General features: G+C 64.6%; 14 protein-coding genes. 10 read left to right on the forward strand and 4 right to left on the reverse strand.

All coding sequences use genetic code 11. The features are described 5' to 3' along the window. Positions 1 to 90 precede the first annotated feature (90 nt). The 4 genes from NKJ00_RS10960 to lpxK are packed head-to-tail and all read left to right on the forward strand — an operon-like array spanning position 91 to position 3,473. Entirely contained in the window at positions 91 to 336 is a 246-nt protein-coding gene (locus tag NKJ00_RS10960; RefSeq protein ID WP_127288992.1) for a DUF4170 domain-containing protein, read from the forward strand. A gap of 5 nt (positions 337 to 341) precedes the next feature. Then, positions 342 to 1,133, forward strand: a complete 792-nt coding sequence (locus NKJ00_RS10965; RefSeq protein WP_013532344.1) for a lysophospholipid acyltransferase family protein — start codon at positions 342 to 344, stop codon at positions 1,131 to 1,133. After that, positions 1,130 to 2,446, forward strand: coding sequence for a lipid IV(A) 3-deoxy-D-manno-octulosonic acid transferase (gene waaA / locus NKJ00_RS10970; RefSeq protein ID WP_128305059.1), 1,317 nt, complete (start codon positions 1,130 to 1,132; stop codon positions 2,444 to 2,446). Before NKJ00_RS10965 ends, waaA begins: the two co-directional genes overlap by 4 nt. 1 nt (position 2,447) lies before the next feature. Continuing rightward, a complete protein-coding gene (gene lpxK, locus NKJ00_RS10975; protein ID WP_352611649.1) occupies positions 2,448 to 3,473 on the forward strand; it encodes a tetraacyldisaccharide 4'-kinase in 1,026 nt (341 codons plus the stop codon). A 121-nt stretch (positions 3,474 to 3,594) separates the two neighbouring features. Here lpxK and NKJ00_RS10980 read toward each other — a convergent pair whose 3' ends face one another. Continuing rightward, on the reverse strand, positions 3,595 to 3,828 hold the full coding sequence (locus tag NKJ00_RS10980; protein ID WP_031213688.1) for a DUF2093 domain-containing protein: 234 nt from the start codon (positions 3,826 to 3,828) through the stop codon (positions 3,595 to 3,597). A 125-nt stretch (positions 3,829 to 3,953) separates the two neighbouring features. Between NKJ00_RS10980 and NKJ00_RS10985 the strand changes: the two genes are divergently transcribed. Continuing rightward, positions 3,954 to 4,541, forward strand: a complete 588-nt coding sequence (locus NKJ00_RS10985; RefSeq protein ID WP_352611650.1) for a hypothetical protein — start codon at positions 3,954 to 3,956, stop codon at positions 4,539 to 4,541. A 39-nt stretch (positions 4,542 to 4,580) separates the two neighbouring features. Here the strand turns inward: NKJ00_RS10985 and NKJ00_RS10990 are convergent, their stop codons facing one another. Beyond that, the gene (locus NKJ00_RS10990) at positions 4,581 to 5,507 is read right to left on the reverse strand and encodes a LysR family transcriptional regulator (protein WP_352611651.1); all 927 of its coding nucleotides are present in this window, start codon (positions 5,505 to 5,507) and stop codon (positions 4,581 to 4,583) included. A gap of 91 nt (positions 5,508 to 5,598) precedes the next feature. On the opposite strand from NKJ00_RS10990, the gene NKJ00_RS10995 reads away from it, so the two are divergent. From NKJ00_RS10995 to NKJ00_RS11010, 4 genes are all read left to right on the forward strand, one after another. After that, positions 5,599 to 6,492, forward strand: a complete 894-nt coding sequence (locus tag NKJ00_RS10995) for a DMT family transporter (RefSeq protein WP_023813564.1) — start codon at positions 5,599 to 5,601, stop codon at positions 6,490 to 6,492. 157 nt (positions 6,493 to 6,649) lie between these two features. Continuing rightward, positions 6,650 to 7,525, forward strand: a complete 876-nt coding sequence (locus NKJ00_RS11000) for an alpha/beta fold hydrolase (RefSeq protein ID WP_352611652.1) — start codon at positions 6,650 to 6,652, stop codon at positions 7,523 to 7,525. A 58-nt stretch (positions 7,526 to 7,583) separates the two neighbouring features. Continuing rightward, on the forward strand, positions 7,584 to 7,910 hold the full coding sequence (locus tag NKJ00_RS11005) for an antibiotic biosynthesis monooxygenase family protein (RefSeq protein ID WP_023813566.1): 327 nt from the start codon (positions 7,584 to 7,586) through the stop codon (positions 7,908 to 7,910). 12 nt (positions 7,911 to 7,922) lie between these two features. Then, the gene (locus NKJ00_RS11010) at positions 7,923 to 8,813 is read left to right on the forward strand and encodes a DMT family transporter (protein WP_023813567.1); all 891 of its coding nucleotides are present in this window, start codon (positions 7,923 to 7,925) and stop codon (positions 8,811 to 8,813) included. Between the two features lie 72 nt (positions 8,814 to 8,885). On the opposite strand, the gene mutL is transcribed toward NKJ00_RS11010, so the two are convergent. Both mutL and NKJ00_RS11020 read right to left on the reverse strand, forming a co-directional pair. Further along, on the reverse strand, positions 8,886 to 10,760 hold the full coding sequence (gene mutL / locus NKJ00_RS11015; RefSeq protein WP_352611714.1) for a DNA mismatch repair endonuclease MutL: 1,875 nt from the start codon (positions 10,758 to 10,760) through the stop codon (positions 8,886 to 8,888). Positions 10,761 to 11,036: 276 nt separating this feature from the next. Further along, complete coding sequence (locus NKJ00_RS11020; protein WP_127288978.1) at positions 11,037 to 11,939, reverse strand: LysR substrate-binding domain-containing protein; 903 nt, start codon at positions 11,937 to 11,939, stop codon at positions 11,037 to 11,039. 90 nt (positions 11,940 to 12,029) lie between these two features. Here NKJ00_RS11020 and NKJ00_RS11025 point away from each other — a divergent pair, with 90 nt between their 5' ends. Next, the gene (locus tag NKJ00_RS11025; RefSeq protein WP_352629713.1) at positions 12,030 to 13,580 is read left to right on the forward strand and encodes a trimethylamine methyltransferase family protein; all 1,551 of its coding nucleotides are present in this window, start codon (positions 12,030 to 12,032) and stop codon (positions 13,578 to 13,580) included. The last annotated feature ends 19 nt before the right edge of the window (positions 13,581 to 13,599 follow it).

Below are 13,599 nucleotides of genomic sequence, written 5' to 3' on the forward strand. Positions count from 1 at the left end.
GGCGAGATGAATTCATCTCGCCCTAAAGGTTCCAAAGTCGGCGGCTTTGGTCTAGACCTGTCACAAACTCACGATATGTGAAGGACCGACATGGCCGCGGAAGACGGAAAGAAACAGCTTTTGCATCTGGTGTTCGGTGGCGAACTGAAGAAGCTTGGCGGTACCGAATTCCGCGATCTCGACGGGCTCGACATCGTCGGCATCTATCCCGACTATCAATCCGCGCACACGGCATGGAAAGCCAAGGCGCAAGCCAGCGTGGACAACGCCCACATGCGTTATTTCGTCGTTCATCTGCACCGGCTGCTGGACCCCGACAACAAGGCTTCCGGTTGACTTCGATGGAGCATGACCTGGCGAAAGGGCCAGCAAGCGATGCCGCGCCCACGGGCAGGGGACGCAGCCGCACGACCAAGGCCTTCTGGCGCAAGATTCGCCAACCGCTGGCGCAGTCGCGATTCGTCAAGAACGCCATCGCCAGCCTGTTCGCCCAGTTCGTCCGCTTCGTGCGCCTCACCAATCGCGTCGTGGAGGGCTCGGCGCGGTTTTCGGGCGGCGCCTATACCGAGTTCGAGCCTGGCATCATAGCCTTGTGGCACGGCCAGCATCTGCTGACGCCGGCCTACTACCCCAAGCGCAAGCCGCTGGTCGCCATGGTCTCACGCAGCGCCGATGCCGAGCTCAACGCGCTGATGCTGGAAAAATTCGGCATCGAGGCGGTGCGCGGGTCGGGCGGGCGGGAAAATGCCAGGCATCTCGACAAGGGTGGGGCAAAAGCGCTTATCGCCCTGAAAAAGTCGCTCGCCGTCGGCAAGAACGTCGCCATGATCGCAGATATTCCGCACGGCACGCCGCGAGACGCAGGGCTTGGCATCGTTCTCCTGGCCCGCCTCTCGGGCCGGCCGCTTGTGCCCGTCGCCATCACCACCAGCCGCCGCAAGGTGCTGGAGAAGAGCTGGGACAAGACCACCATCAACCTGCCGTTCGGCCGTTCGTCGATCGTCATCGGCCAGCCGATCTTCGTGGCGGCCGGCGCCGATGACGCCGAAATGGAGCGCAAGCGCCAGGAAGTGACGACCGCGCTCAATGCCGCGACTGCCGAGGCCTACCGTCTCGTGGATGCTCCGCGATGAGCGGCCGCTGGGCACGGGCCATGCTGTCGGCTTACCGGTTCGCGGGTGCGGCAGCCTATCCGCTGGTCGGGCCCTATGTTGCCTGGCGCACCTCGCGCGGCAAGGAAGACCGCTACCGCCGCCGCGAGCGCTATGGCGTCGCCGGCCGCGCGCGCCCCGACGGGCCGGTGATCTGGATCCATGCCGCGAGCGTCGGTGAGACCATAGCCGTCGTGCCGCTGGTCGAAAGCATTCTCGACTACGGCGTCAACATCGTGCTGACGACCGGCACGGTCACCTCGGCGCAGGTCGCCGACGAGCGGCTCGGTGATCGGATCATCCATCAATACGTACCGCTCGACCTGAAGCCGGCGGTCAGCCGGTTCCTTGATCACTGGCAGCCGGATCTGGCGATCATCGCCGAATCCGAGATCTGGCCGATGACCATCCTCGAGCTCGGCGCGCGCCGCGTGCCGCAGGTGCTGGTCAATGGCAGGCTGTCCGACCGCTCGTTCAAGTCGTGGAAGAAACGGGCCAACATCGCCGAGGCGTTGTTCGAGAACCTGGCTCACGTCGTGGCGCAGTCGGATGTCGATGGCGAGCGGTTTCTGGCGCTAGGCGCGCGGCCGGTCACCGTGTCGGGCAATCTCAAGGTCGATACCTCGCCGCCGCCCGTCGACGAACGGGCGCTGGCGACGCTGCGGCGGCAGGTAGGCACGCGCCCGACCTGGGCGGCGATCTCGACCCATGACGGCGAGGAAGTGGTCGCGGCTGAAGTCCACGCGACGCTGCACAAACGCCACCATGGTCTGCTGACGATCGTCGTTCCGCGTCATCCCGATCGCGGCGAGGCGCTTGCGGCACAAATTTCCGGCATGGGCCTGAAGGTCGCGCGGCGCAGCAAGGGCGACAGGATCGCCGCCGACACGGATATATTGCTCGGCGACACGATCGGCGAGATGGGACTCTATCTCCGGCTGACCGAAATCGCCTTCGTCGGCCGCTCGCTTACCTCCGAGGGTGGCCAGAACCCGCTGGAGCCGGCCATGCTCGACACGGCGGTTCTCGCCGGGCGCAATGTGCAGAATTTTCGCGAGGCCTACCAGCGTCTGCTCGACAGCGGCGGCGCCAAGCTGGTGCGCGATCGCGACATGCTGGCCGGCGCCGTCAATTTCCTCCTGACCAACGAAGTGGCGCGCCACGAGATGATGGCGGCAGGCGTGGCGACCGTCGACGAAATGCGCGGCGCGCTGGCGCGCACGCTGAAATCGCTCGAGCCCTATATCCAGCCGCTGGTCGTCAAGTCGCGCCTGAAGGGCGCTAACGGGCGCTAACGTGGCCTCCGAAGCACCACCATTCTGGTGGGAAGAGCCGGACTGGCGGGTCTTGGCGCTGTCGCCGCTATCGGCCATCTATGCCGCCGCCGCCGGCCGCGGCATGCGGCGGGCCAAGCGCGAGAAGATCGAGGCACCCGTTCTGTGCATCGGCAATTTTACGGTTGGCGGCACCGGCAAGACACCGGTGGCCATCGCGCTCGCCGAAAAGGCCAAGCGCATGCATCTGAAACCAGGCTTCCTGTCGCGCGGCCATGGCGGCTCCTTCGCCGAGCCGCATGTCGTCGATATCCATCACGACAGCGCCAGGCATGTCGGCGACGAGCCGCTCCTGCTGGCCGAACACGCGCCGGTGGCGGTGACGCCCAACCGCGCCGCCGGTGCCCGGCTGCTGCTGGAACGGCATGGCTGCGATTTCCTGATCATGGACGATGGATTCCAGAGCGCCCGCATCCACATCGACTATGCGCTGGTCGTCGTCGATGCGCGCTATGGCATCGGCAATGGCCGTGTCATTCCGGGCGGTCCGCTCCGAGCCAGGATCGTCGATCAACTGGTCTTCACCAGCGGGCTGTTGAAAATGGGCGAGGGCACTGCCGCCGACGCCGTCGTCCGCCAGGCGGCACGCGCCGGCCGGCCGATCTTCGAGGCCCATACAGAGCCAAGCGGCAAGGCAGGGCTTGCCGGCAAGCGGTTCCTCGCCTTCGCCGGTATAGGCCATCCCGAGAAATTCTTCGACACGGTGCGCGAAGCCGGCGGCGAACTGGCGTTGACGCGGCCGTTTCCGGACCATCATTTCTATGCCGAGGACGAACTTGCCGAGTTGGCGGCGACCGCGCACGCCGAAGGGCTGGTGCTCATCACCACCGCCAAGGACGCCGCCCGGCTGCGCCACGGCGCCTCACAGGACTTCCTCGACCGGCTCGAGGTGCTCGAGATCGACACGGTCTTCGAACTCGACCACGTTCCCGAGCGCATCATCGACGAGACGCTCGATGCCTGGCGCCAGCGCAAGCTGAAGGGCTAAAGCAATTCCAGGAAAAGTGTGAAACGGTTTTCCTGGGAAAAAGCGCATAGCGCTTTCCCTTGGGAATTGCGTCAAACAAAGAGCTGGAGCGGTTCGCCGTTCCGTGAAACGGGGAACTGCTCTAACCGCGCTTACGCAGCTCCGGATGCATCTCGATTTCGCGGCGCAGCGAGGCGGTGGCGCTGATGTAGGGCTCCTGCCTGGCGACGCTCCAGTATTTCAACTCGTCGAGCGGAATGCTTTCGCCTGTCACCGCGCAACGCACGAACGCGCCGGGACTGGTAACCTGGAAGTCGCCATCCAAATAGCGGATGCGGGCTTCCTTGCCGCCGGGGCCTTCGAAACGGTTCATCATGCGGGGACGCCAGGGTTCATGAGGATTTCATCGCCATAAATTCCCGGCGAGGTCAAGCATGCGACAAGCCTGAGACAATGCTGAACGCTTATTGTGAGGCGGAAAAATGGTGTTGGCAGGCCGCAATGGACATTTCCTCCACTCGTCTTCCCGCCTTGCTCAGGGAAGTGATGACGCCGCAGGCAGTGCCCTCGGGGCAGGCTGATCCAGTCATGACGGCACTGGTCAAGGCGCTGGTCCAGCCGCCGGCGCCGTCTCTGCTCGCACAACAGACAGCGCCAGCGCTGTTGACTTTGCCGGCCGCGCCGATGGCCGTCAAATCGCAGCAGATCGCATCGGCTGGCATCGTCGATGCCTATCTTGCCCAACTTGAGACGGGCGAAGAGGCGGCGTTGGCAACGATCGCGGCGAGAAAGGCAGAACCCGAAGCCGAAACGCTGCGAGCCTTCTTGCCGCTTTCGACAACGGCCAATGACAATGCCCCTGCCAAGGTTGCGGGGCTGTCATTGCTGTCGCTTATCCCGCCGCAGGCTCCAGTCCCGCGCAACGCTGCCGCCCTGGGTACATTGGCGGGCAGGCACAGGCCGGCCAATCAATCCCATGGTGCGGTGCCGAACCCTGAGCAGTTGCTGGTGAAAATTGGCTTTGTTTCGATAATGGCCGGTTTTCTGGGAATCGTGATCCTCGGGTTCGTTCTGTTGTTGCTTCGCTGAGCTTCGAATCGGCCGGTTCTCGATATATGTCCGAGAGGCCTATCGCTCGGCTTCGATAAACGCCTCGATCTTGTCCGGAGCCAGCCCGGCCTCTGCCGCGATGCGGCGGGCGAGGTCGGCGGCTGCGGCACGCGGCCGCCCGATCGGCCGGTCAAGCCAGTAGGACACCGGATTGAGCGCGGTGCGCTCATCGACGGGAGTGATGCGGCCCGATTGCAATTGATGCCCGGTCAGGGGTGGGCGTGCCAGCGCGATGCCCAGCCCATAGGCGGCGGCGTCGAGCACCAGATTGTAGTCCTCGAAGCGGCGGTCCTGCGGGCGCGGGCGATAATCCATGCCTTGCGCGGCAAACCAGGCGCGCCAGGCAGACGCGTCGGAATCGTTGATCAGCGGATATTTGAGCAGCCGGGCCGGGTCGCCGCGGCCGATCTCGCGGGCAAGCCCGGGTGACGCGACGGGGAAGACATGTTCCTCGAAAAGCTGCACCGAGACGCGGCCCGGAATGCCGCCGCGTCCACAGCGGATGGAGAGATCGATACCCTCATCGGCAAGGTCGGCCTGGCGGATGTCGACATCGAGCACGATGCGCAGCTTCGAGGGATTGTTCTCCAGAGCCGCCATGCGCGGCATCAGCCACAGCCCGCTGACCGAGGGGATCGAGGTCAGCCGCACCACGGCGGTGCCACGCGGCTCGACCCAGCGGTCGGAATGGGTCGATATCAGCGCAAAGGCTTCCGACGTGCGCAGATGCAGCCGGTTCCCCTCGATCGTCAGCGAGACGCCGCGCGCACCACGGTCGAAGACTTTCAATCCCAGCCAGTCCTCGAGCTTGGCGATCTGCCGGCTGACGGCGCCATGGGTGATATTGAGCTTTTCGGCGGCCGCCGAAAAGCTGCCTGTCCGCGCCGCCGCATCGAAGGCGCGCAGCGTCTCGAGCGGCACCATTGTGTCCGAGCTGTGATCCATAGTCACAGGTGATCCTCGATTTGGTCGTTTGTCAACTGGCCTGAAATGGCGTTTTCTGCCTCTCAGGACCGAAGAATACGAGGGCAGTGAGATGAGCGCGATGACGGGCACGTTGAATTCGACACAGCGGATGGACACCACGGCAGCCATTGCTGTCGCGCTGACGGTGGTCGGCTGGGCTTCTGCCTTTCCCGCCATCCGAGCCGGTCTCGCCGCCTTCGGACCGCTGGAATTGGGTGCATTGCGCTTTGCCATCGCCGCGGTGCCGGCGGCGATCTTCCTGGCCGTCAAGCGCCCGGTGCTGCCCAGGCTCGACGAAGTGTGGCGCCTTGTCTTTGGCGGCGCCATCTTCGTCGCGCTTTATACCGTCATGCTCAATTTCGGCGAACTGACCGTCTCGGCCGGTGCCGCCGGCTTCATCATCAATGTCAGCCCGATCTTCACCGCCATCATGGCGATGGTCCTGCTGGGCGAGCGCTTTTCGGGCATGGCCTGGGCCGGCACGGTGATTTCCTTCGCCGGCATTGGCGTCATCGCCATGGCCGACGGGCATGGCCTGTCTTTCAACACCGGTGCTCTTCTGGTGCTTGGTTCGGCCTTGTGCTCGGCCGTCAACACTATCGTCCAGAAGCCGCTGTTTGCCCGCCATCATCCGTTGACCATTTCGGCTTCGAACATGGTGCTCGGCGCACTATGCCTGGCGCCCTTCCTGCCGTCGGCCTTTTCGCAGGCGGCGGTTGCCGACACGGCAGGCCTCGGCGCCGTCATCTTTCTTGGCATCGTGCCCAGCCTGATCGCCTATGCCGCCTGGGCGACCGCGCTGTCGCGTCTGCCCGCCGCACGTGCCTCCAACTTCCTCTATCTGGTCTCGCCGATGTCCGCGCTGATCGGCTTCTTCTGGCTGGGCGAAGTCCCGACGCTGCTCGGCATAATCGGCGGCGCGCTGGCGCTGGGCGGTGTCATCGTGGTGAATTTGAAGAGATGATTTGGTAAGTCGGAGCCATTCCCCGGGCGGGAGTTGCGCCTTTGCCTGCCTTGCTGGTCATCCGGAGATCCGGCCTGATCCATATTGCCGTTTCCCTCATTCGGAACGATCCCTCGGTCAAAGGCGTTTAGCCGGTGTTTATTCGACGGAGGTCCGAATGCCGGGTGCAACGACGCACCGACGCATGCAACTGGATGATCTATCCATTTTTTATCGCGAGGCAGGGCCGCCAGAAGCACCTGTCTTGCTCTTGCCGCACGGCTATCCCTGCTCTTCGTTCCAATTCCGCCGACTGATGCCGGCGCTCGCCGACCGCTGGCGAACGATTGCATTCGACTGGCCCGGCTTCGGATACAGTGGCACACCCGATTCGGCTGCCTTCGGCTATGATTTCGCCGCCTATTCCAACGTGCTTTCCAAACTTGCCGATGAATTCGGTCTCGAACGCTACGCCTTGTGGCTGCATGATTATGGCTCGCAGATAGGACTCCGGCATGCGATCTCGCACCCGGAGCGGATCAGCGCCCTGATCATCCAGAACGGCGACATCTACGAGGACGTGCTTGGCCCCAAATACGCCACGATCAAGGCTTGGTGGACCGACAAGACCGCCGACAAGCACCGTCCGCTCGAGGCCGCGGTGAGCGAGGACGGGTTCCGGGGCGAGTTCATCGGGGAAGTGGCTGACGACGTTGCAATCCGCGTGCCGCCCGATCTCTGGAGCCTTCACTGGCCATTGATGAACACGCCGGTTCGTCGGCAGATCGCCGTCGGTCTGATGGAGAAGCTGGAAGCCAATCTCAATTGGTTTCCGCGTTACCAGGCTTATTTGCGTGAACACCACCCGCCCACGCTGATCGTTTGGGGGCCAGAGGACGGCTATATGCCCGCGGCGTCGGCGCAGGCCTATAATCGCGATCTGCCCGATGCGGAACTGCATCTGATCGAGGGGGCGGGTCACTGGCTGCTCGAGACACATTTCGACGACGCGCTGCCGCTGGTCCGCGATTTCCTGGCTCGTGTTCACGGCTGATCTCACCCGGCGTCGCTTGCTGCGCTCAGTTGTTGTCCCCTGTCTGAAGGAGAACCTCATGCCGACCAAACCGACCATCGCGCGCATCTGGCGCGGTCGCACCCGCCGCGACGTCGCCGACGCCTATGAGCCATACCTGCGTGCCGAGGGTATTCCGCCCCTCGAGAAGACGGCGCTTGGCGTCCAATTGCTGCGCGAAGACCGCGATGCCGAGACGTGGTTCACAACCATCTCGTATTGGGCCGACATGCAAGCGATGACGGCCTTTACCAGAGGCGAACCGACCAAAGTCCATCATCTGGACCGCGATGCCGAGTTCCTGATCGAGCTGCCGGAGCGGATCGACATCCACCGGATACTTGTCGATCGTCAGGGACTGCGCTGAGCGGCGAATCTGGTGGTTCGCAATCTCGCCTTCTTCGCGGTGATGTCGCTGATCTGGGGGCTGACCTGGGCGGCGATCAAGCTCGGTCTCAATGACGTGCCTCCGCTACTGCTGGCGGCGGCGCGCTATTTGCTGACCGCCGCGCTTCTGGCAACAGCGGTGCGTGGAGCCGGCGCGGCATTCGCCCACGGGCGAACGGGGCGAACGGTGGTCTCGGCATTGCTGGTCAATACCGGCACCTACGGTCTGCTTTTCTGGGGAATGCAGCACGTGCCCTCGGGATTGTCGGGGCTGGTCAACCTGGCGCTGATCCCGATCCTGCTGTTCGCGATTGCCGCATTCACCGGCGAGGAGCGACCGACCTGGCGCCACGCTTCCGCGCTCGCTATCGGCAGCATTGGGCTGGTTGGGCTGTTCTGGACGCGGCTTGGCGCGGGAAGCGGTTCGAGCGGCATCGGGCTCGCTGCGATCGTCGTTGCGACCGCTTGTTATTGCTTCGGCAGCGTGGTTTCGCGCCCGCTGGTGGGCGCGGTCAAACCACTGGCGCTGACAATGGTCCAGGCTGCGATCGGCGGTGTTGCACTGCTTGCGCTGTCGCTCGTGCTGGAGCCGATCTCGGGTGAGACGCTCGAGGCGCTGCACACGCCGGCCGCCATCGGCAGTCTGCTGTTCCTGTCGCTGTTTGGCACGATCGTCGCCTATACGCTCTATCTCGTGCTGATGCGTGATTGGGGCACCGTCCGTGCCGGGCTCTACGCCTTCGTTTCGCCGATCGTCGCTTTAGCGGCCGGAGCCTGGCTCTTCGGCGAGGCGGTCGGCTGGGCTGAAATCGCCGGTGCGATCCTCCTGCTGGCGGCGGCTGCGATCGCGCTGCTCGGGCCGCCAGGCGAAAATCGCGGGTGACCGCATTGTCGGCCGATCTCCTTGGCTTGCCGGTCTCAAGTGGTGAAGCGATGGCCCGCAATCCGTCCGCAGCTATCGCCGCCCGAAAAGCCGTTCGATATCCGCCAGCTTAAGTTCGATGTAGGTCGGGCGACCGTGATTGCAGGTGCCCGAGCCGGGCGTCGCCTCCATCTGCCGCAGCAGGGCATTCATCTCCTCGGCCTTGAGCAGGCGGCCGGAGCGCACAGAGCCGTGGCAGGCCATGGTCGCGGCTATTTTGTCCAGCCGCTCCTTCAGCGTGTCGACCGTGTCGTTGTCGGCGATCTCGTCGGCGAGGTCGCGCACCAATTGCCCGACATTGGTCTCGCCCAGCATCGACGGCGTCTCGCGCACCGCGACGGCGCCGGGGCCGAAGCGCTCGATGCCGAGACCGAAGCGGGCCAGCGTTTCCGAATGCAGCGCAAGCCGCTCGGCATCCTCCTCCGGCAGGTCGATGATCTCGGGCAGAAGCAGCATCTGCGAGGGCACCGGGCGCGAGTGCAGCGCATTCTTCAGCGCCTCGTAGACCAGCCGTTCATGCGCCGCATGCTGGTCGACGATGATGAGCGAATCCCTGGTCTGGGCGACGATGTAGTTCTCATGCACCTGGGCGCGCGCCGCGCCCAGCACCGCGCCGAGCAGCGTCTCGGCCGCTTTATCCTGCCCTGCGCGTGCATCGGCGCTATGCTGCGGACCGGCATCGAAAGCCGCTTGCTCGTTTTCATGCAAGCCGCGCTGCTGGAAGCCCGCACCCTCGAAACCCATATCGAGCGGCCGCTGCGACGACCGGGCGGGATCGAAGCCGGACGGACCCGAGGCGCGGTAGGCCGCGTCGTAGCTGCGGTGGCCGTTTGCCGCTCCACCGTGGCCGTAGGATGCGGCCCCTGGCCGGAACGCCGCCATCATGCCGGCGGCCCCCGTGGTGGCGGCGCGGACGCCGGCATCGGCCAGTGCCTGTCGGATTGCCCCGACGATCAGTCCGCGCACAAGGCCGGGATCGCGGAAGCGCACATCGGCCTTGGCTGGATGAACATTGACGTCGACGATGGCCGGGTCGAGCGTCAGGAACAGCACCGTCACCGCATGGCGGTCGCGCGGCAGGACGTCGGCGTAGGCACCGCGTATGGCGCCGGCGATCAGTTTGTCGCGCACCGGGCGGCCGTTCACATAGGCATATTGCTGCAGCGCGTTGGCGCGGGTGAAGGACGGGATCGACACGTGGCCGGTCAGATGCACGCCTTCGCGCATCGCGTCGAGGGCAATAGAATTGTCCGGAAAGTCGGCGCCCATCACCTGGGCGACACGGCGCAGGCTGCCTTCCGCGCTGTCATCCGCCGCCGGCAATTCCAGCGTCGAGCGGTCCGAGCCGGCCAGCGTGAAGCGCACGGCGGGGAAGGCGATGGCGATGCGCTTGACCACATCGCTGGTGGCCGAGCTTTCGGCGCGCTCGCCCTTCATGAACTTTAATCGGGCCGGCGTTGCGAAGAACAGGTCGCGCACCTCGACCGTGGTGCCGCGATTGGCCGCCGCCGGCCTGACAGGCAGGACGCGGCCACCCTCGATGCCGATCTCGGCGGCGCTGTCACTTGCTGCCGTGCGCGAGCGGATCGAAAGTCGCGACACCGAGCCGATCGACGGCAGCGCTTCGCCGCGGAAGCCCAGCGAGCGGATGTCGTTGATATCCTTGGTGAGCTTGGAGGTGCAATGACGTGCGATCGCCAGCGTCAGCTCCCGTTCGGGAATGCCGGAACCGTCATCGGTGACGCGGATCAGGTTCAGCCCGCCGCCGGCTGTGACGATCTCGACGCGCGAAGCACCGGCGTCGAGCGCATTCTCGACCAGTTCCTTGACCACGCTTGCGGGACGCTCGATGACTTCGCCGGCGGCGATCTGGTTGATCATCGTTTCGGAAAGCTGGCGGATGGGCATGGCGCCACTATAGGCGGATTCGACGCCGATGAGGAAGCATTCGATGTCGGCGGAATAGCGATGATGCTGGCGGGACAGCACCCCCCTCTGGCCTGCCGGCCATCTCCCCCGCAAGGAGGGAGATCGGATGTCGCCACGGCTTTCGCCAATCTGCAGCGCTGCAGGAAGGGTGGCGAGGCTGGAACTGCCAATCTCCCCACTTGCGGGGGAGATCTCCGGCAGGACAGAGGGGGGTGCTGTCCCGCCGACTTCCAAGGGACTGGGAGGCACTGCCCCTCATGCCTGAGCGGCCAGCCAGTCGCGCACCTTGCGGGCGTTGTCGCTGAGTTCCCGGTTCTTCGGCCAGACGACATAGAACGCCTTGCCGGTCTTCAGCACATGATCCGTCACCGGCACCAGCAAGCCCGACGCCAGCAACCGCTCGGCGAGATGCCGCCAGCCGAGCGCAATGCCTTGGCCTTCCATGACGCCCTGAATCACCAGGCCGTAATCGTTGATGCGCAGGCCGCGCGCGGTATCGCTGAGATTGGCGCCCGCCGACTGGAACCATTCGTCCCAGCTGGCCGCCTCGCGATACGGCTCCTCCAGATGGATGAGGCGGTGCGTGGCCAGTTCGGCAGCGGATTTGGGCAGGCCGAACTTTGCCGCATAGCTGGTGCCGGCGACGGGAAATATCTCCTCGTCCGCCAGCGGCAACGAGTGATAGTCCGGCCAGTCCCGCGGCGCGCCGCCGCGCACGCCGAGCGGAATGCCTTCGGCGATGATGTCGAGGTCGCGGTCGGCGGTCTGGATACGCAGGTCGATGCCCGGCAGTTCGTCGCGGAACTGCTGCAGGCGCGGCATCATCCAGAACGAACCGAACGCGGTCGAGGCGGCCAGCGTGACATGACCGCCGGTCGCCTGCAGGCGTAGATCCTCCGCCGATTTGCGGATATGCGAAAGCCCAAGCGAGACATCGGCATGGAAGCGCTCGCCGGCCTCGGTCAGGAGAACCTGGCGGTGGCGGCGCTGGAACAGCTTGGCGCCAAGCTGCTCTTCCAACCCGCGCACGGCATAGGAGACGGCGGCCTGCGTCATGCCGAGCTCGCGGCCGGCGGCGGTGAAGCTCGAAAGCCGCCCGGCCGCCTCGAAGACGATCAGGCTGCCGGCCGAGGGCAGGAGGTGGCGCAGGCTTCGCATAATCTGAGCTTATACAAGAGATCAGGATTTTCCAGCGTCACATCACCATTTTGTCGCGCTAGGCTCCTTCATGAGTGGAATGGAGTTGCCATGAACGCACCGGCCCCTGAAGTCACCGAACATGCCAACCGCCGCAGTGGCGGCCGCCTGGGGCGCAAGGCGCTGCGCGGAGCCCCTGTAACGTCGTTCCCGACCCTGGTCCGCCAGATCCCCGTCTACCAGATGGTCCCCGATGAGGCGGTCGAACTGATCCACGAGGAGTCGCTCTTGATCCTCGAAGAGGTGGGATGCGAATTCCGCGACGACGAGGCTATCGCGCTGTGGAAGGCGGCGGGCGCGGATGTCTCGGAAACTCGTGTGCGGATCGACCGGGCCCTGCTGATGGAACTGGTATCGAAGGTCCCGTCGGAGTTCACGCTCAATGCGAGGAATCCGCAGCGTACGGTGCGGGTGGGCGGCAACAATACCATCTTCGTGCCGATGTATGGCGCGCCCTATGTGCGTGACCTCGACAACAACAGGCGCTACGGCACGCTGGCCGACCTCAACAATTTCCACAAGCTCGCCTACATGGCGCCGGCGCTGCATTCATCGAGTTCGGTCATTTGCGAGCCGATGGAAATCGCGGTACCGAAGCGTCACCTCCACATCATCCATTCCGCGCTTAAGCATTCCGACAAGCCGTTCATGGGCATCGTCACGTCCAAGGAGCGGGCGGAAGACACGATGGCGATGGCGGGAATCGTGTTCGGCGAGGAGTATGTCCGCGACAATCCGGTCCTGGTGTCGATCACCAACTGCAATTCGCCGCTGGTGTGGGACGCCACCATGCTGGACGCGATGAAGGTCTATGCGCGAAGCAACCAGCCGCTGATCCTCGCACCCTTCGCACTGTGCGGCGCCTCGACTTCGGCGTCCGCCGTGGGCGCGGTTGCGCAGGTCAATGCGGAAGCGCTGGCGGGCGTCGCCTTCACGCAACTGCTGCGCCCAGGGTCGCCGCAGATCTACGGGCAGTTCATGGTCACGGTGGACATGAAGACCGGCGCTCCGATGGGCGGCACGCCCGAGGCGGCGCAGATGATGTATCTGATGGGAGCCTTGGCGCGGAAATACCGGCTGCCGTGGCGCACGTCCGGCTTTCATGTCGGGTCGAAGCTCAACGACGCCCAGGCGGGTTACGAGGCGAACATGCTGATGCATGCCGCCATCCTCGCCGGCGCCAACTATATCTGGCACTCCGCCGGGTGGCTCGAGGCCGGCCTGACCTGCGGCTATTCGAAATTCGCCACCGACTGCGAACAGCTCATCGGCTGGTACAAATATGCCGGCGGTCTGCCGTTCGACGATTTCAAGGAAGCGATGGCGGCCATCCGCGAGGTCGGACCGCAAGGCCATTTCCTCGGCACTCAGCATACGCTCGAACATTTCGAGTCCGCCTTCTTCATGCCCTCGATCATGGACTTCAATTCGTTCGAACAGTGGAAGGCAGAGGGGGCGAAGGACCACGACACGCGCGGTCGCGAGAAGGCGCGCAATATGCTGGCGGATTACCAGGAGCCGAAGCTCGACGAAGGCATCGCCGATGGCCTGATGGATTTCATCGCGCGGCGCGAGGAGAGGCTGCCGGACAGCGTCAGTTGACGCGAAGAACCAAGATCAA

Origin of the sequence: Mesorhizobium sp. M0227 (genome assembly GCF_040321855.1) — a bacterium.
Lineage (GTDB): Bacteria > Pseudomonadota > Alphaproteobacteria > Rhizobiales > Rhizobiaceae > Mesorhizobium.